Annotated in this window: 19 protein-coding genes, 3 tRNA genes and 1 pseudogene; 7 read left to right on the top strand and 16 right to left on the bottom strand. The window is 58.4% G+C overall.

What is annotated here, in order from left to right; genetic code table 11:
- Positions 1 to 726, bottom strand: a complete 726-nt coding sequence (locus WBK19_RS01355) for a TRAFAC clade GTPase domain-containing protein (protein ID WP_511286283.1) — start codon at positions 724 to 726, stop codon at positions 1 to 3.
- On the opposite strand from WBK19_RS01355, the gene WBK19_RS01350 reads away from it, so the two are divergent.
- Complete coding sequence (locus WBK19_RS01350; protein ID WP_511286285.1) at positions 631 to 879, top strand: hypothetical protein; 249 nt, start codon at positions 631 to 633, stop codon at positions 877 to 879. The two genes, WBK19_RS01355 and WBK19_RS01350, sit on opposite strands and share 96 nt — an antisense overlap.
- A gap of 151 nt (positions 880 to 1,030) precedes the next feature.
- Here the strand turns inward: WBK19_RS01350 and WBK19_RS01345 are convergent, their stop codons facing one another.
- The 12 genes from WBK19_RS01345 to WBK19_RS01290 form a co-directional block, all read right to left on the bottom strand.
- A complete protein-coding gene (locus WBK19_RS01345) occupies positions 1,031 to 1,993 on the bottom strand; it encodes a GTPase-associated system all-helical protein GASH (RefSeq protein WP_511286220.1) in 963 nt (320 codons plus the stop codon).
- Between the two features lie 137 nt (positions 1,994 to 2,130).
- The gene (locus WBK19_RS01340) at positions 2,131 to 3,432 is read right to left on the bottom strand and encodes a metallophosphoesterase (protein ID WP_511286218.1); all 1,302 of its coding nucleotides are present in this window, start codon (positions 3,430 to 3,432) and stop codon (positions 2,131 to 2,133) included.
- Positions 3,433 to 3,783: 351 nt separating this feature from the next.
- Positions 3,784 to 3,860: transfer RNA gene (locus WBK19_RS01335), tRNA-Pro, on the bottom strand.
- A gap of 34 nt (positions 3,861 to 3,894) precedes the next feature.
- On the bottom strand, positions 3,895 to 4,272 hold the full coding sequence (locus WBK19_RS01330; RefSeq protein WP_511286217.1) for a MerR family transcriptional regulator: 378 nt from the start codon (positions 4,270 to 4,272) through the stop codon (positions 3,895 to 3,897).
- A complete protein-coding gene (locus tag WBK19_RS01325) occupies positions 4,256 to 4,564 on the bottom strand; it encodes an integration host factor subunit alpha (protein ID WP_226405729.1) in 309 nt (102 codons plus the stop codon). The genes WBK19_RS01330 and WBK19_RS01325 overlap by 17 nt, the downstream gene beginning before the upstream one ends.
- Positions 4,565 to 4,572: 8 nt before the next feature.
- On the bottom strand, positions 4,573 to 6,957 hold the full coding sequence (gene pheT, locus WBK19_RS01320; RefSeq protein WP_511286215.1) for a phenylalanine--tRNA ligase subunit beta: 2,385 nt from the start codon (positions 6,955 to 6,957) through the stop codon (positions 4,573 to 4,575).
- Positions 6,954 to 8,000, bottom strand: a complete 1,047-nt coding sequence (gene pheS, locus WBK19_RS01315; RefSeq protein ID WP_511286213.1) for a phenylalanine--tRNA ligase subunit alpha — start codon at positions 7,998 to 8,000, stop codon at positions 6,954 to 6,956. Before pheS ends, pheT begins: the two co-directional genes overlap by 4 nt.
- Positions 8,001 to 8,127: 127 nt before the next feature.
- Entirely contained in the window at positions 8,128 to 8,487 is a 360-nt protein-coding gene (rplT, locus tag WBK19_RS01310) for a 50S ribosomal protein L20 (RefSeq protein ID WP_226405131.1), read from the bottom strand.
- A gap of 11 nt (positions 8,488 to 8,498) precedes the next feature.
- Positions 8,499 to 8,696 carry a 50S ribosomal protein L35 gene (gene rpmI / locus WBK19_RS01305; RefSeq protein WP_511286211.1) on the bottom strand — a complete coding sequence of 66 codons (198 nt, stop codon included), beginning with the start codon at positions 8,694 to 8,696 and terminating at the stop codon, positions 8,499 to 8,501.
- Positions 8,697 to 8,773: 77 nt separating this feature from the next.
- Positions 8,774 to 9,301, bottom strand: coding sequence for a translation initiation factor IF-3 (gene infC, locus WBK19_RS01300; protein ID WP_226405727.1), 528 nt, complete (start codon positions 9,299 to 9,301; stop codon positions 8,774 to 8,776).
- 26 nt (positions 9,302 to 9,327) lie between these two features.
- A complete protein-coding gene (thrS, locus tag WBK19_RS01295; protein WP_511286209.1) occupies positions 9,328 to 11,244 on the bottom strand; it encodes a threonine--tRNA ligase in 1,917 nt (638 codons plus the stop codon).
- Between the two features lie 133 nt (positions 11,245 to 11,377).
- Positions 11,378 to 11,454 (bottom strand) — tRNA-Val (locus WBK19_RS01290).
- Positions 11,455 to 11,555: 101 nt separating this feature from the next.
- On the opposite strand from WBK19_RS01290, the gene WBK19_RS01285 reads away from it, so the two are divergent.
- Positions 11,556 to 11,696, top strand: coding sequence for a hypothetical protein (locus tag WBK19_RS01285; protein ID WP_511286207.1), 141 nt, complete (start codon positions 11,556 to 11,558; stop codon positions 11,694 to 11,696).
- Positions 11,697 to 11,705: 9 nt separating this feature from the next.
- The gene (locus WBK19_RS01280; RefSeq protein WP_226405127.1) at positions 11,706 to 11,906 is read left to right on the top strand and encodes a SlyX family protein; all 201 of its coding nucleotides are present in this window, start codon (positions 11,706 to 11,708) and stop codon (positions 11,904 to 11,906) included.
- On the opposite strand, the gene WBK19_RS01275 is transcribed toward WBK19_RS01280, so the two are convergent.
- Positions 11,900 to 12,154 (bottom strand): hypothetical protein, encoded by a 255-nt coding sequence (locus WBK19_RS01275; RefSeq protein ID WP_511286205.1) that lies wholly within the window; start codon positions 12,152 to 12,154, stop codon positions 11,900 to 11,902. The genes WBK19_RS01280 and WBK19_RS01275 overlap by 7 nt on opposite strands.
- Before the next feature lie 108 nt (positions 12,155 to 12,262).
- Positions 12,263 to 12,619, bottom strand: coding sequence for a hypothetical protein (locus WBK19_RS01270; protein ID WP_511286203.1), 357 nt, complete (start codon positions 12,617 to 12,619; stop codon positions 12,263 to 12,265).
- On the opposite strand from WBK19_RS01270, the pseudogene WBK19_RS01265 reads away from it, so the two are divergent.
- A pseudogene (locus tag WBK19_RS01265) lies at positions 12,545 to 12,883 on the top strand (DHHA1 domain-containing protein); the annotation flags it as partial. The gene WBK19_RS01270 and the pseudogene WBK19_RS01265 sit on opposite strands and share 75 nt — an antisense overlap.
- A 7-nt stretch (positions 12,884 to 12,890) precedes the next feature.
- Here the strand turns inward: WBK19_RS01265 and WBK19_RS01260 are convergent.
- A tRNA-Leu gene (locus tag WBK19_RS01260) sits at positions 12,891 to 12,975 on the bottom strand.
- A 53-nt stretch (positions 12,976 to 13,028) separates the two neighbouring features.
- Between WBK19_RS01260 and hpnC the strand changes: the two genes are divergently transcribed.
- The 3 genes from hpnC to hpnE are packed head-to-tail and all read left to right on the top strand — an operon-like array spanning position 13,029 to position 15,913.
- Positions 13,029 to 13,838 carry a squalene synthase HpnC gene (gene hpnC, locus WBK19_RS01255; RefSeq protein WP_511286201.1) on the top strand — a complete coding sequence of 270 codons (810 nt, stop codon included), beginning with the start codon at positions 13,029 to 13,031 and terminating at the stop codon, positions 13,836 to 13,838.
- A gap of 4 nt (positions 13,839 to 13,842) precedes the next feature.
- Positions 13,843 to 14,676 (top strand): presqualene diphosphate synthase HpnD, encoded by an 834-nt coding sequence (gene hpnD / locus WBK19_RS01250; RefSeq protein ID WP_511286199.1) that lies wholly within the window; start codon positions 13,843 to 13,845, stop codon positions 14,674 to 14,676.
- A gap of 4 nt (positions 14,677 to 14,680) precedes the next feature.
- Positions 14,681 to 15,913 (top strand): hydroxysqualene dehydroxylase HpnE, encoded by a 1,233-nt coding sequence (gene hpnE, locus WBK19_RS01245; RefSeq protein ID WP_511286197.1) that lies wholly within the window; start codon positions 14,681 to 14,683, stop codon positions 15,911 to 15,913.
- Position 15,914 lies beyond the last annotated feature (1 nt).

The following is a 15,914-nucleotide window of genomic DNA, read 5'->3' as shown; positions in this document are numbered from 1 at the left end:
TCATTCCTCAAGCACCGTCAACCGCGCATAGCACCGCTCAAACTCCGGCATTTCCCGGGGCACGGCGGTAGCAGGCGGCCGAGGCTGGATCCAGAAGGCCAGCAGTTCCGCCACACCTACCCCACGTTTCACCAAGTCATTCTTGGGTGAAGCCGCGACCCGGAAGGGAGCGATTTCTGAGAAATTACCGCCAAAGGAATCACGGATCTTTTCGAGCATTGAAGTGAAATCTGTTTCTACCCTGTCCCTCCGATCAGATTTCAGGACAGAATCAAATTTAGTGAGAACCAAGGCAAGGCGCTGGCCAGATTCAATTGATCCGCCGTCAACAAGAGCCCGAAGCAAAAGGAGAGTCTCGCTGCGAGCATTGTGCCGATTGCCACTATCCAGAAGGCGGTCGCCGTCAACCAGAATGGTGATCGAATCGGCGCGTCGGACTTCCTGGAAGCCCGTGACGGTAGAGACATCGTCGGTGGCGTTTCGGTAATCTTCGCCGGCGCGATCACCGAGGATAAGCGCCAAGCCGTCCGTCGCGGGACCACCGCCCAAGTCCAGATGGTAGAACCGTACTTCACCCAAGGGCGTCCGGTTGCTATGTGGTGTTCCCCGACGACAAGCGGCCCTCGCATCGTGACAGGTTCGCTCGAAGGCATGAAGGGTTCGGGACCGAGCGTACTCTGTACCCGCCACTGGGCCATCCTGAAAGAGGTCGTAGAGGCTGGCGATCAGGCTGGTTTTCCCGGCATCGCTGGGGCCGATGACAGCAATGACCCTTGCACTGCCAGCGCGCAGAAGCTGCGAGGCCTGTTCGGGGGTGAGGCAATCCGCGCCAGCGATCTGGACGCCAATTACCTGTGGAGCCTCGCTATCGCTGGTTAGTTCATCCGCTATAGCGCGTGGCCGGCGCCCGTAGTGGGAACACTCCGATAGGCCCAAACCCTCGACGCATTTTCCGGTCTGCGCCACCCGGCAGTCTGGATTGGAGCAAGTCACTTCCTCCATGACTTCCCGGTCAACTTCAGTCATGGGGTCACCCGAGGAGGATCAACAAACGTTCGCGATAAAACAGCGTGCCCAGAGTAAGCCCCGGCAACGTCAGATTGTTGCCTACGCCGGTCGCCGCAGCCCATCCGGGAAGCCAAGCGTCCCCAGGCCCGGTCTCCAGTTGGCGGACAATTGCGTAGTGTAGCGGCATCGTGACTGGCGACGGATTGAAGTCACCGATAAGCTGTCGTAACCACGCCGGATCCGCCCCATTGATCGCATCGGAAATGGCAATTTTCTTCCTGTCCTTGACCCCCGCCCGCGAAAGCATGGCGGGCGCCGACGGTGGCCCTGGCAAAATTCGAGTGGCATCGGCCAATTCTGAAGCAAAAACTAAGGGTTGGGCGTCCGCCGGCAGGTCGCCAAAGGAGCACTTGTAATCCTTGCTGCGCTGGCCAACAAGCCACCACAGCATTTGCAGTTCCTCGTCCTGGATTTGAATCAAGGTATCCATCGCTTGCAGGGCGCCGGTTTGCCGCTCGGCAATTTGCTTGATGGCATTCCCCATGGTCTCCGCAACCATATCGAAGGCCGCAGCGACTTCGGGGAAGTTTTGGTTTTGTCGTACGTGCTCCGCTGGCTCGTCGAATTCGAGCTCTTCCTCATCGTCTGCCAACAAACTGTCAAGCTTCGGTCGTTCGCGATTGGCAACTGCCATGTGGACAAGTGCGTCCTCCGCCAGCTTCACCAGATCCATCGGCAAGTCCGACATCCTCGCACCGGCAAAAGCCGTGGTCGTCACTGCCAAAGCGGCATATGCTGCGGAGTCGGATTCACTATCCATGAGTACCGCAAGGCTAGAGCCCGCAAGAATCTGCAACTCACGGTCGTTCCCCTGCATTTCGAACGTCTCGTCAGCTTCCTTAAAAATGGCGCGAACCTGTTTCACTAACGCTTCTTGCGCCAACTGCTTGGACTTGAAAGCCAGGCGGATCAGCGCTTCAACCATGGGAGTCTCAGCCCGCTCAACGATCAAACAAACACCTATCCAGCGGCCTTTACGCCGTGTCTCTTCATCACCAAGGCCAACGCTGCTATACCAGCGTGCGAAGTCAGGATGTACCGGCGTGGATGCCTCAGTAACCATTATTTTGTCTCCCTTTTTGCAATTTCATTGGTAACCTGATCAAGTAGCCCCCGTTCACGGGCAACCAGCAGAGCCCGCCCATAGCGCTCCGGCTCCGGTATCGCAAGGTCCTTTTCCTCGATAAGGCCTAGTCCCAGAGCTATTTCCCGGCGCTGACTGCCGGTCAGCTTCCAAAACCGGAAAATCAGGTTCCTAGTATGCTCTTCGCTCATAGAGGCCTCCACATCATCACGGGCGGCAGACGCAGTCGCCGTTGGCACTTCGACTGCCACTGCAGGTCGTGACGTAGCGGCAGCAATCTCCGAGACATATCCGGGAATCGAAATACGATGCCGGAAAACCTCTTCCCCACCCCGGGTTCGCCGCGGGTTAAAGCGCTCCGGAGTAGATTGCAGCACCATCAGGTGAGCCTCGATCTCAAGGGCCCTTTCCCGTCCAGAGCCTACCACCTGGAGGCTGATCAGGTTGTACCCTGGTTCCCATCCCTTTTCCTGCCGATCCGGATTGACGGCACCGGCGCTGAAGCGCATATAGCCGTCGTCTGTCACGACTCGCTGCAGATGCTTGTGCCCGAACAAATGAATTACCGCACGGTTGTTGACCATGTCATTGACGTCTTGTTCGTCCATAAGCCAATCAGGAGGATGATGGATCACTACGAGATTAACGACGTCATCCAGCGGGTGCAGAACCTGAAGGGGACTAAGGTAGAGTTCACCGCACTTGTCGTTTTCTCCGTCCATCCCAGACAGAAGAGTGGAGGTTAGTCCGTAAAGGCGGAGCATCACACCGCCGTTAAGATCCATATCCTGTTTCCAGAACAATCGGTCTGGTGAGTAGACTTGACAGTTGAAGAGCTTGGCGAAGTCGTTGTATGCGGCCAGAGGGGCGAGAAGTGACGAACTCGTCTGGGTGTCGGTAAATTGGGTTCGAAGCTCACGCTCCCGTTTTTCCGGTTGTGCCAAATAAATTGCCTTTTGGGCGTTTCGAACTGCGGGCGTCGACGTGATTACGTTCCGATCCACATCGTGGTTTCCCGGCACCACGAATATCCTCTCCGGCGGACACCCAGTCGCTTGAGCCAGTTCCATTAGCCACGCGTAGGCTGCTTCATATTCTTCGCGATGCCCCTTGAACGCAATGTCCCCCCCCACAAGGATCGCATCCACGGAACCCAACGTACGGACACGATCACGGGCATCCCGCATTAATAAGGTCCGATAAGGGCGCTCTGGATCCATGTCCGGAGTCCTGCAATCCGGTGTTCGGAAATGAATATCAGAGATATGGAGCAGTTGCATGGTCCTTCAGTCCGGAAATGCCGAATCGCAAAATGTAGCCGATTTGGTGCCGCTTTCACAGTCATTTAGCCAGAGCGCATAGCCAAGCTAAAGCCTTGTCGCAGTGATCTGGCCAACGCTTCTTGACGCCATTGAGCAAGCCCAGACAAATATGGCCAGTTGAAGCCTCGATATATTTGGAATCTGTGAGATCGATTTTCTCCGGAAATTTAGAAAACTCCACGGGTGCTACGAAAGTAGTCTCATAACAGCCCACGAATCTGTGGGGGGAAATGTGGGGGGAATTTTCAAAATTCGGACCTATAAAGCACTTAGGCCAATCCGAAGATTGGCCTAAGTTCTTGATTCTCTTGGTCGGGGCGGCGGGATTCGAACTCGCGACCCCTTGCACCCCATGCAAGTGCGCTACCAGGCTGCGCTACGCCCCGACAAGCCCGCCATTATACCCAAAAACAGCCGGATTCATAGCCGCAAGATCTCGATAATGGACTGTAGCTCGCCACGCAGGCCACCCGGCATCTTTCCAACGTCGGACGAGTTGACCGCAGCAACTTCGACAGCACCACCCTCGTCAAGCCGATTGCGCGCACCGCTGATGGTAAAACCCTGATTATAAAGAAGCTCACGAATACGCCGAACCAGCAAGACTTCGTGATGCTGGTAATAGCGACGATTGCCACGCCGCTTTACTGGTTTGAGTTGATTGAACTCCTGCTCCCAGTAACGCAGCACATGGGGCTTGACACCACACAACTCGCTGACTTCACCAATCGTGAAGTAGCGCTTGGCGGGGATGGGCGGCAATTCTTCGCCGCCCAGTGTTTTATGCCGCGGTTCCATCGAAGGCAAGCTCAACGTCGGATTTCAGCTTTTGGCTGGCGTGAAAAGTCACAACGCGACGCGCCGTGATGGGAATTTCCTGACCTGTTTTCGGATTCCGGCCTGGACGTTGCGGCTTGTCGCGCAACTGAAAATTGCCAAAGCCAGAGAGCTTTACGCCGTCACCGGTTTCCAGGGAATTTCGGATTTCTTCAAAAAAAGCTTCGACCATGTCTTTGGCCTCACGCTTATTAAGACCGACTTTTTCGAAAAGCAGGTCCGCGAGCTCAGCTTTGGTTAGCGTCATCGTTATTATTTCCGTCAGGCACGCAGTTGAGCACCGAATGCCTGTTCGAAACAGGACACCAGTTGCTGCATCGCAGCATCAACTTCCGAATCTTGCAAAGTGCGTTGAGTATCTTGCATAACTATCCGGAACGCAAGGCTTTTTTTGTTTTCGGGAACGCCCTTGCCGACGTAAACATCGAACAACTGGATGTCTTGAACAAGGTCAGAAACCTGTCCCGTCAAGCCGTCAAGTAAGGTCTGCAAAGTGACATTCTGATCAACAACGATGGCCAGATCGCGAATCACTGGCGGGAACTTCGAGACCTCGGCATAAGCCGGAACCTGCACCGCCTTGACGGCATCAAAATCCAGCTCGAAGACAACTGGTGCCTGCGGCAAGTCGTATTTTTGCACCCATTCCGGATGCAGTTCTCCCAGACTGCCGATTTCTCGGCCATCGAGCAACACGCGCGCAGAACGCCCCGGATGCAGGGCCGGATGGACAAGCTTTTCAAAACGCAGTTGGGCCGGTGCCAGCAAGGCTTCCAGATCGCCCTTCACGTCGAAGAAATCAACCTTGCGCGAAGCGCTCCCCCAGCCTTCTGGCAAGGCGCTACCGTAGGCCAGACCGGAGAGCTTCCAGGATTGCGCAAAGCCGGGAACCGGCGTTGCTGCGGCATTGCGCTCGAACGCACGGCCGGTTTCAAACAGGCGGACACGGTTCTGCTTGCGCTTGAGATTGGTCAGCAGATTGGATATCAGTCCGCCAAACAGCGTCGAGCGCATCACGGCCATCTGGCTGGCGATCGGGTTGGCCAGACGAATCAGATCAGCTTCTGCGGTCTTCGCGGCGAAATCGGCCTCCCAAGCTTCTTCGACGAAGGCGAAATTGACCACTTCCTGATAGCCGCGATCGACCAACAGTTGGCGGACGCGGGCCGCCGGACGTTGCGCTTCGGGCTGCACCATCATTTTCATGTTGCCACGCGGCGCCGGGGCCGGGATATTGTCGTAGCCGTGCAGGCGAGCAATTTCCTCGATGAGGTCTTCCTCGATTTCGATGTCGAAGCGCCAGGTTGGCGGAGTCACCAGGAAATCATCGCCTTCGCGAACGAAGGGCAAGCCGAGACCACTGAACAAACCGGCGATCTGTTCGGGAGAAAAAGCCATGCCGATCACTGCGCAGGCGCGCGCCGTGCGCAGACGTACCGGCTTGCGTGCCGGCATTTCGGCCCTGGCCTCGCTGACCGGACCGGCCGCGCCGCCACAGATATCGATGATCAGTTGCGTGGCACGCTCGATGGCACGACGCGTGCCGCCGAAATCGACGCCGCGCTCGAAGCGATGCGAAGCATCGGAACCGAAGCCGTAGCGGCGGCCACGACCGGCAATCGCTTTCGGTGCGAAGAAGGCCGATTCGAGGAACAATTCGCTGGTTTCCAGCGTGATGCCACTCTCTTCGCCGCCCATGATGCCGGCCATGGCCAGCGGCTTGGCATCGTCCGCAATGACCAGAATGTCGGCATCGATGGCGATGGTCTGCTCGTTCAGAAGCAACAGCTTTTCGTCGGTTCTGGCCATGCGGGCATGCACAGCACCTTCGAGCCTGGTGTTGTCGAAGGCATGCAGCGGCTGGCCGAGTTCGAGCATGACGTAATTGGTGACATCAACCAGCGCGGAAATCGAGCGGATAGCGCTACGCTCGAGGCGACGCTTCATCCATTCAGGCGTCGGCGCCTTGGCGTTGACACCCTTCAGGACGCGGCCGTAGTAAAGCGAACAGGCAGCTGGTGCATCGAGCACAACGACACGCTGATCGGCGATAGTTGCCGCTACTTCCGGCACCTCGATCAGCCTGGCTTGGGCGCCGGCAATGGCCGCCACTTCGCGCGCCACACCAGTCAACGACAGGCAGTCAGCACGATTCGGCGTCAGCTTGAGTTCAAATTGATTGTCGTCGAGATCGAGATATTGGCGAATCGACTGGCCAACCGGTGCATCGGCCGGCAAAACCAGTAGGCCGGAGGCCTCTTCGGCAATGCCGAGTTCCTTGGCAGAACAAAGCATGCCGGAGGACTCAATGCCGCGCACCTTGGCGATCTTGATAACGAAATCGCCGGGCAGCTTGGCGCCGGGCAAGGCGCAAGGAACGCGAAGGCCGACGGCGACATTCGGCGCTCCACAGACGATGGTCGTCGGCTCATCACGGCCGGTATCGACCTTGCAGACGTTCAGACGATCGGCATCGGGATGCTTGACGACTTCGAGCACCTGAGCGACGACGACGTCGTTGAATTGGGGCGCGACCGGCTCCAGACCTTCGACTTCAAGGCCGGCCATGGTCAGCAGATGGGAAAGCTCCTCGCTCGACAGCTTGGTGTCGACAAGGGTACGCAACCAGGATTCGGAAAATTTCATGCGAATTGCCTCAGGAAACGGAGGTCGCCTTCAAAGAAGAGGCGCAGATCATTGACGCCGTAACGCAGCATGGTCAGGCGATCCTGACCGAAGCCGAAGGCGAAGCCGGTATATTTTTCCGGATCGATGCCGGCGATGCGCAGCACATCCGGATGCACCATGCCGCAACCGGCAATTTCCAGCCAGCGACCCTCAAGCGGACCGCTCATGAAAGCGACGTCGATTTCGGCCGACGGCTCGGTAAACGGGAAGAAAGACGGACGGAAGCGAACCTTGAGGTCATCGGTCTCGAAGAAGCTTCTCAGGAAATCGGCGATCACGCCCTTGAGGTCGGCAAACGAAACCCCCTCGCCCACCCAAAGGCCTTCGACCTGATTGAACATCGGCGAATGGGTCGCATCGGAATCGACACGATAGACGCGGCCCGGCGCGATGATTCTGATTTCGGGCATTTTTTCCAGTTGACCGTAGCGTTCGACGTGCGCCTTCATGTAGCGCGCCTGGATCGGGCTGGTATGGGTCCGCAGCAGCACCTTGTCAGCCACCGTGCCGTCCGGGTTCTGCAGGTAAAAGGTATCGTGCATGGAACGCGCCGGGTGATCGTCGGGCGTGTTCATGGCTGTGAAATTGAAAAAGTCTTCCTCGATCTCGGGGCCGTCGGCCACTTCGAAACCAATGGAGCGGAACAACGACTCGATACGCTCTAGGGTGCGTGTCACCGGATGCAGACCACCGCGCACTTCGGCGCGACCGGGCAGTGTGACGTCCAGCGCCTCTTCAGCCAGGCGCGCTTCCAGCGCAGCCTTGCGGATCGCTTCGCGACGTTCGTTGAGCGCAGCTTCAACGGCCGTCTTGGCGACGTTGATCGCGGCACCGGCAGATTTCTTCTCTTCCGGCGGCAGTTTGCCCAGACCCTTGAGAAGTTCGGTGATCTGCCCGCTCTTGCCGAGGAAACGGGCTTTTACCTGCTCCAGTGCATCGGGGTCAGAAATGGCAGCGAAAGCCGACTGGGCTTCGCTAACGATTTGATCGAGATTGTCCATAGACGTCCACCAACAAAACGCACGTTTCAGTGAAGGCTCATGTCGGCGTAGCCGACGTGAAGCCGCAAAGCGGCGGCAGAAACTAAAAAAGGAGGCTTGCGCCTCCTTTTTTTAATTACGCTATCGCTCAGGCGCCGAGCTGCGCCTTGGCCTGGGCGGCCAGAGCGGCAAAAGCCGGCTGATCGAACACTGCCAGATCGGCCAGAACCTTGCGGTCGACTTCGATGTTGGCCTTCTTCAGACCATTCATGAAGGTGCTGTACTTCATGCCCAGCTCACGAGAAGCGGCATTGATACGAGCAATCCACAAAGCACGGAACTGACGCTTGCGTTGACGACGGTCACGGTACTGGTATTGACCGGCCTTCATCACCGCCTGCTTGGCGACGCGATAGACGTTCTTGCGACGACCGCGGTAACCCTTGGCCTGGACGAGAATCTTCTTGTGACGCGCGCGCGCCGTTACACCACGTTTAACTCTAGGCATCTTCTATCTCCTTATGCGTAGGGCATCATGGCGCGAACGGATGCTGAATCGCTCGCATTGACTGTGACGGAACCGCGCAGATGGCGTTTCACCTTGGTGGTCTTCTTCGTCAGGATGTGACGCTTGAAGGCTTGACCGCGCTTGATGCTGCCACCGGCGCGGATCGAGAAACGCTTTTTGGCGCTGCTCTTGGTCTTCATTTTGGGCATTTAATGCTCCTTAATGACATGCCGTCAGGTGGTTCCCACTACGGAAACGCTTTGACTACCCGAAAGCACTTATGTAACTACTTTTGCTGCTTCTTGGCCGGCCCGATGATCATGATCATCTGACGACCTTCCATCTTCGGCATCTGCTCGACTGCCCCTACTTCGTCGAGGTCTGCCTTGATCCGTTCCAGCTGGCGCATACCGAATTCCTGGTGCGCCATTTCGCGGCCCCGGAAGCGCAGGGTCACTTTGACCTTGTCGCCTTCTTCCAGGAAACGCGTCATGTTCCTGAGCTTGATCTGGTAATCGTTTTCGTCGGTGCCCGGGCGCAGCTTGATTTCCTTGACCTGCACCTGCTTCTGCTTCAACTTGGCTTCGTGAGCGCGCTTCTGTTCCTGGTACTTGAACTTGCCGTAGTCCATGATGCGGCAGACTGGCGGCTTCGCGGTCGGCGCAATCTCGACCAGATCAGCACCGGCTTCTTCAGCCATATGCAAAGCCTCGCGAATGCTGACAATGCCGAGCTGTTCGCCTTCTGCACCCTGGAGACGAATCTCCGGAACCGTAATTTCTTCGTTGAGGCGATGCGCCTTGTTCTGAGCTATGGTGAAACCCCCGAAAACAACAAAAATTAAGCCGTGCCACTCCGCGCCGCAACTTCATTCTGAAGCTGCTTGATCAGGTCATCCACAGACATCTGTCCGAGATCCTGACCACCGCGAGTCCGCACGGCCACCAGTCCGTCCGCTTTTTCCTTATCGCCCACAACGAGCTGATAAGGCAGCCGGTTCAAGCTATGTTCCCGAATTTTATAGGTAATTTTCTCGTTACGCAAATCGGACTCGGCGCGGAAGCCAGCCTGATGCAGCTTTTGCGCAACATCCGCGGCGTAATCGGCCTGCTTTTCGGAAATATTCAGGACAACTAGCTGAACCGGCGCCAGCCACAGTGGCAAGGCTCCGGAGAAATTTTCGATCAGAATGCCGATGAAGCGCTCAAGCGAGCCAAGGATCGCCCGGTGGAGCATGACCGGGACCTTGCGCGTGTCGTCAGCGCCGACATATTCCGCGCCGAGACGACCCGGCATCGAGAAGTCGACCTGCATGGTGCCACACTGCCACGAACGGCCGATGGCATCCCGGATGTGGAATTCGATTTTCGGACCATAGAAGGCGCCCTCGCCCGGCAGCTCGGTCCATTCCAGGCCGGAAGCCCGCAGGCCTTGACGCAACGCATCCTCGGCCTTGTCCCAGACTTCGTCGGAACCGACGCGACTATCCGGACGCAAGGCCAGCTTGACGGCCACATCGCTGAAACCGAAATCGGCATAAACCTTCTTGACCAGCGCATTGAAGGCCGTAACTTCGGATTCGATCTGGTCTTCGGTGCAGAAGATGTGACCATCATCCTGCACAAAGCCGCGCACGCGCATCAGGCCGTGAAGGGCGCCGGCCGGTTCGTTGCGATGGCAGGAGCCAAACTCGCCGTAACGCAGCGGCAGCTCGCGGTAAGAACGCAAGCCGGCATTGAAGACCTGGACATGCCCCGGACAGTTCATCGGCTTGACCGCGTAATCGCGATTTTCCGACGAAGTCGTGAACATGTTGTCCTTGTAGTGCTCCCAGTGACCCGACTTTTCCCACAGGGCCTTGTCGAGAATCTGCGGGCAACGCACTTCCTGGTAACCGTTGTTGCGGTAAACGGCGCGCATGTAGCTTTCGATTTCCTGCCAGATCGCCCAGCCCTTGGGGTGCCAGAAAACCAGACCCGGCGCTTCGTCCTGCATATGAAAGAGGTCAAATTGCTTGCCCAGGCGACGGTGATCGCGTTTTTCAGCCTCTTCCAGCATGTACAGGTAGGCGTCGAGATCTTCTTTCTTGGCCCAGGCCGTGCCGTAGATGCGCTGCAGCTGTTCGTTGCGATGGTCGCCACGCCAGTAGGCACCGGCCACCTTCATGAGTTTGAAGACCTTGAGCTTGGCCGTCGTCGGCACGTGCGGACCGCGGCAAAGGTCGATGAAATCGCCTTCGCGGTAGAGTGAAACCTGCTGATCGGCCGGAATAGCACCGATCAGTTCGGCCTTGTACTTTTCGCCGAGGTCGAGGAAGAACTTGACCGCATCATCGCGCGCCCAGACTTCACGGGTTACCGGAATATCCTTCTTGGCCAGTTCGGCCATGCGCTTTTCGATAGCCACCAGGTCTTCCGGGGTGAAAGGACGCTTGTAGGCGAAGTCGTAGTAGAAACCGTTTTCGATGACCGGGCCGATGGTGACTTGCGCATCCGGGAATAACTCTTTGACTGCGTAGGCCAACAGGTGGGCGGTCGAGTGACGAATCAGCTCAAGGCCTTCAGGGTCGCGCTCGGTAATGATGGCCAGATCGACATTTTTTTCGATCAGATACGAGGTATCGACCAGATTGCCATCAACCTTGCCGCCCAGCGCCGCGCGGGCCAAGCCAGCGCCGATGCTGGCCGCGACTTCGGCGATTGTTACCGGCTGTTCAAAAGAGCGGATGGAACCATCAGGCAGTTTGATATCAGGCATGGCAAATATCCAGGCGAAAAAAAAGTGCGGGGGTGAGCCGCACTTTTTTGGTCAAACGAAGGCTGACTCGATTAGTGTTTCTGAACTGCAGTGCAAGTTCGGAAAATCATCAATTCAGCTCCGTTGGGAATTTTGGTAGGCGGTATTGGAATCGAACCAACGACCTCCACGATGTCAACGTGGCGCTCTAACCAACTGAGCTAACCGCCTAAAGAAGCGCGCATTTTACAGACGTAAAAGCCGATGTCAACAGCCCTTCGCGATTTTTTGCGAAGCCAAGTACACTTGCTGCTTATGCAACGGAGAAAGCCATGAACGAAGGCTGGATTATTCTCGGAATCTGTCTGATATTCGTGCTGGGGGCTGCCCTGCCGCTGCTCCGGTCGCCGCGTAACGACGTGCCCCCGCCGCCACCCAAGGAAACCCTGCGCGACTGGCGCAGCGAAAAATAAGGACTATTTGTGGAATCGCGCATCACCGAACTTGAAATCAAGATCAGCTATACCGAAGACCTCGTCGAGGAATTGAATCGCCTGGTTTTCCGCCAGCAAGAGCAGATCGATCTGCTCTTCCGTGAAATTCGTGCATTGCGCGAACAGGCACAAAATGCCCAGCCGCACGAACAGCGCAGCCTGCGCGACGACCTTCCGCCGCATTACTGAGCATGTCGGCTCAGCCCCCGGTTTTTGTTATCTACCACGCCGACTGCCTTGATGGCTTCGGCGCCGCTTATGCTGCCTGGTGCCATTTCGGCGATGCAGCCACCTATCGGCCGATGCATCACGGCGAGCCTTGGGCGCTGGCCGACGTTGCCGGCCACGCAGTATTCATCCTCGATTTCTCGTTTCCGCCTGAATTTCTCGAAACGATGACTTCTGTTGCTGCCTCGGTCACCCAGATCGACCATCACGCCTCAGCTCTGAAGGCCTGGGGCGACAAGTTGCAGTCCGGAGAGAACGGTCTGCGCAGCTACCAGCACCCGGACTTGCCGCTCAGCATCCTGTTCGACCTGGAAAAGTCAGGCGCCCGACTGGCGTGGGAGCATTTTCACCCCAGCACGCCGACGCCGCTGGCACTCCGGCACGTCGAAGAGCAGGACATGTGGCGCTTTACTCCGAGCACCCGCCCCTTCTGCCGCGCCCTGCGCCTGCTGCCTTTCGACTTTCCTGTCTGGCATCAACTTGTGCTCGACACACCCGATGAAAGCGCCCCGCGTTATCTCGACATGCTCGGGCAAGGTGGAGCCATCGAGCAGTTTTATCAGCAGGAAATTGCACGTTTGGCGCTCAGCGCACTGCGCATGCCGGCCCAACTGCGCGGCGAACCGGTCGATCCATTGCAGGCGCAGCGCCACGGTCAAGCGATCGTTACCCATGATGAACAGGCCTGGCTAACCGTTCCCGGCATTGCCATCAACGCCAATGCGCTGTTCGCCTCGGAGCTGGGCAACGCGCTGGCCGAGCAAAGCGGCAGTTTCGGGCTGATCTGGCAACTATCGGGGGATGGCGAAGTGAAGGCCTCGCTGCGTTCGAAGGGCAAGACCCTCGATGTTTCGGTGATCGCCACGCGTTACGGTGGTGGCGGCCATCCAAATGCGGCCGGTTTCCGGATGCCAGCCGACCAGTTTTTCAGCGAAGTGCTGAAAATGGTGCCCAGGAAGGGACTCGAACCCCCACACCTTTCGGCGCCAGAACCTAAATCTGGTGCGTCTACCAATTTCGCCACCTGGGCAGGCGGGGCGAATTCTAGCACCGACTGAGCCGCAATCTCCAGAGCAGACCACGATGTCCGTTGATCATTACGAAAACTTTCCTGTTGCTTCGCTGCTCGTGCCGGCCAAACTGCGCCGTCCGATTGAAGTAATTTACCGCTTTGCCCGCAGCGCTGACGACATTGCCGACGAGGGTGATGCTTCGTCTGAGGAGCGCCTGGCCGGGCTGAACGCTTACCGGGCCGAGCTGGATCGCATCGCAGCCGGCAGCGTGCCGCAGACGCCGCTGTTCGTCGCCTTGGCCGAAGTCATTGCCGCGTACAAACTGCCCATCCAGCTCTTCCGCGACCTGCTCGATGCCTTCGCGCAGGACGTGGTGAAGACGCGCTACGCCGATTACCCGGAATTACTCGATTACTGCCGACGTTCGGCCAATCCGGTCGGGCGGTTGGTGCTGCATCTTTTCGGCCGGATCGAGCCGGATCACCTCGAACAGTCCGACTGCATCTGCACAGCCTTGCAGTTGATCAATTTTTGGCAGGATGTTGCGGTCGACTGGAAAAAAGACCGGATTTACATACCGCTGACCGACTTCCCGCATTTCCGCCTCAGCGAAGACGACATCGCGCGGAGCCGTTGGTCGGCCAACTGGGCCGCGCTCATGGATTTCGAGATCGACCGGGCGACGACGCTCATGAAGCGCGGCGCTCCGCTCGTCCATGCCCTGCCCGGCCGCCTCGGCTGGGAAATTCGCCTGACCATGCAGGGCGGCCTGCGCATTCTTGAGCGTATCCGCCAGGTGCGCGGCGACGTTTTCACGCGCCGCCCGAAACTTGGCAAATGGGACTGGCTCGTTCTGGCTGGCCGTTCCATTAGAATGTGACCCCATGAATCCCGACCAATACTGCCAGGAGAAGTGCGCCAAAAGCGGCTCCTCCTTCTATTACAGCTTCCTGTTCCTGCCGCTGCAACGCCGGCGCGCCATCATGGCGCTCTACGCCTTCTGCCGCGAAGTCGACGATGTCGTCGATGAATGCAACGACTTGGCCATCGCCTCGACCAAGCTCGCCTGGTGGCGCCAGGAAATCGAACGCGTCGCCGAAGGCCAGCCGCAGCACCCGGTCGGTCTGGCACTGGCCGGGCTCGACAAGAGCATCAACCTGCCCAAAGAGCAGTTGCTGGAAATCATCGACGGCATGGAGATGGACCTCACGCAGTCGCGCTTTCTCGACTTCAAGGGCCTGTCGCTCTACTGCTATCGTGTGGCCAGTGTCGTCGGTCTGCTCGCCGCTGAAATCTTCGGTTATACCGACCGCCAGACGCAGAAATACGCCCACGATCTGGGCATGGCTTTCCAGCTCACCAACATCATTCGCGACATCGGCGAAGATGCCCGGCGCGGCCGCATCTACATTCCGATGGACGAACTCAAGCAGTTCAACGTGCCGGCCGCCGACATCCTGAACGGCAAGTATTCGGACAATTTCACGGCCCTCATGCAGTTCCAGTACGAACGCGCCGAGAAGTACTACGAGCAGGCTTTCGCCCAGTTACCGGCCGTCGACCGCAAGAGCCAGCGCCCCGGCCTGATCATGGCAGCGATCTATCGCACCGTGCTCGACGAGATCAAACGCGAAAATTTCCAGGTACTCCACCAGCGCATTTCGCTGCCGCCGACACGCAAGCTGTGGCTGGCGGTCAAGACCTGGATCAAGGCCTAATTCCTTGAAAATCGCCGTCATCGGTGGCGGCTGGGCGGGCATTGCCGCCGCCGTCGAGCTAACTGCCGCCGGCACTGAAACAACGCTATTCGAAGCCGGCCGCGTGCTGGGTGGCCGAGCCAGGACCGTCGACGTCGACGGCCACCAGCTCGACAACGGCCAACACATCATGCTCGGCGCCTACCGCGACACGCTGGCGCTGATGCGTCAGGTCGGCGCCGATCCCGATGAACTCTTCGACCGCCGCCCGCTGCAAGTCATCGACAACACCGGCTTTCGCCTCGCCCTGCCCCACCTGCCCGCCCCGCTCAACTTCGCCTGGGGACTGCTCAGCGCCCACGGGGTCGGCCGTGGTGAAAAGCTGCGAACAGCGCTCTGGATGGATGGCATCAAGCGCAGGGGGTTCAAATTGGCCGGCGAAACGACCGTAGCCGAATGGCTGGACGCCGCCGGCCAAACCGGTGCCCTGCGCCGCCACCTGTGGGAGCCGCTCTGCCTGGCTGCACTCAACCTGCCGGCCGAACGCGCCTCGGCCCAACTGTTCGCCAACGTGCTGCGCGACAGCCTGGGCAGTTCGCGTCGCGCAGACACCGACCTGCTGCTGCCCCGCGTCGACCTCAGCCAATTGCTACCGAAACCTGCTGGACAATGGCTGCAGGCGCACGGCGCACAAATCCGCCTGAGCACGCGGGTCAGCCAGATCATGGAAGCTGAAAACGGCATCGCCATCGACGGTGAAACCTTCGCTGCGGCCATCATCGCCACCGCGCCGCAGCATGTCGGCGCCCTGTGGCCCGCCGCGGCAACAAATTACGCCTACGAGCCAATTGCCACGGTCTACCGGAGTTTTGAGCCAAAAATGAAATCTCCTTTCCCGCTGAGCAACCGCCTCGGCGGCCATTGCCAGTGGGTTGTCGACCGCGGCCAAGGCATGCTGGCCTGCGTTCTGAGCGGACATGGCGACTGGGAAAAACTTGACGACGCGGCGCTAGCCGGCGCTCTCGACAAAGAACTCGGCTGGCCGAACCCGACCGGCTGGCACAAGGTGATCCGCGAAAAACGCGCCACTTTCGCGGCCATTCCCGGCCTGCATCGTCCGGATTTCAAAACCTCAAACCCGCGCCTCTTCCTGGCTGGCGACTACACCTGGGCCGACTACCCGGCGACCCTCGAAGGCGCCGTGCGCAGCGGTCGGCGCGCCGGGCAATGGGCGATGGCAATGCGCCCCGCCGACTAAG

The sequence above is a fragment of the Azonexus sp. genome, from assembly GCF_049652925.1.
In the GTDB taxonomy this organism is placed as follows: Bacteria; Pseudomonadota; Gammaproteobacteria; order Burkholderiales; family Rhodocyclaceae; genus Azonexus.
Note: the sequence above shows the minus strand (reverse complement) of the source record. Positions and strands in the feature narration are given on the sequence as shown.

Excerpts from the sequence above, each read along its gene's own strand:
- WBK19_RS01345 (WP_511286220.1), bottom strand. The coding sequence starts at position 1,993 with ATGGTTGAAGCGCTGATCCGCCTGGCTTTCAAGTCCAAGCAGTTGGCG.
- WBK19_RS01340 (WP_511286218.1), bottom strand. The coding sequence starts at position 3,432 with ATGCAACTGCTCCATATCTCTGATATTCATTTCCGAACACCGGATTGC.
- WBK19_RS01330 (WP_511286217.1), bottom strand. The coding sequence starts at position 4,272 with ATGGAACCGCGGCATAAAACACTGGGCGGCGAAGAATTGCCGCCCATC.
- pheT (WP_511286215.1), bottom strand. The coding sequence starts at position 6,957 with ATGAAATTTTCCGAATCCTGGTTGCGTACCCTTGTCGACACCAAGCTG.
- pheS (WP_511286213.1), bottom strand. The coding sequence starts at position 8,000 with ATGGACAATCTCGATCAAATCGTTAGCGAAGCCCAGTCGGCTTTCGCT.
- rplT (WP_226405131.1), bottom strand. The coding sequence starts at position 8,487 with ATGCCTAGAGTTAAACGTGGTGTAACGGCGCGCGCGCGTCACAAGAAG.
- rpmI (WP_511286211.1), bottom strand. The coding sequence starts at position 8,696 with ATGCCCAAAATGAAGACCAAGAGCAGCGCCAAAAAGCGTTTCTCGATC.
- thrS (WP_511286209.1), bottom strand. The coding sequence starts at position 11,244 with ATGCCTGATATCAAACTGCCTGATGGTTCCATCCGCTCTTTTGAACAG.
- WBK19_RS01285 (WP_511286207.1), top strand. The coding sequence starts at position 11,556 with ATGAACGAAGGCTGGATTATTCTCGGAATCTGTCTGATATTCGTGCTG.
- WBK19_RS01270 (WP_511286203.1), bottom strand. The coding sequence starts at position 12,619 with ATGGGTAACGATCGCTTGACCGTGGCGCTGCGCCTGCAATGGATCGAC.
- hpnC (WP_511286201.1), top strand. The coding sequence starts at position 13,029 with ATGTCCGTTGATCATTACGAAAACTTTCCTGTTGCTTCGCTGCTCGTG.
- hpnD (WP_511286199.1), top strand. The coding sequence starts at position 13,843 with ATGAATCCCGACCAATACTGCCAGGAGAAGTGCGCCAAAAGCGGCTCC.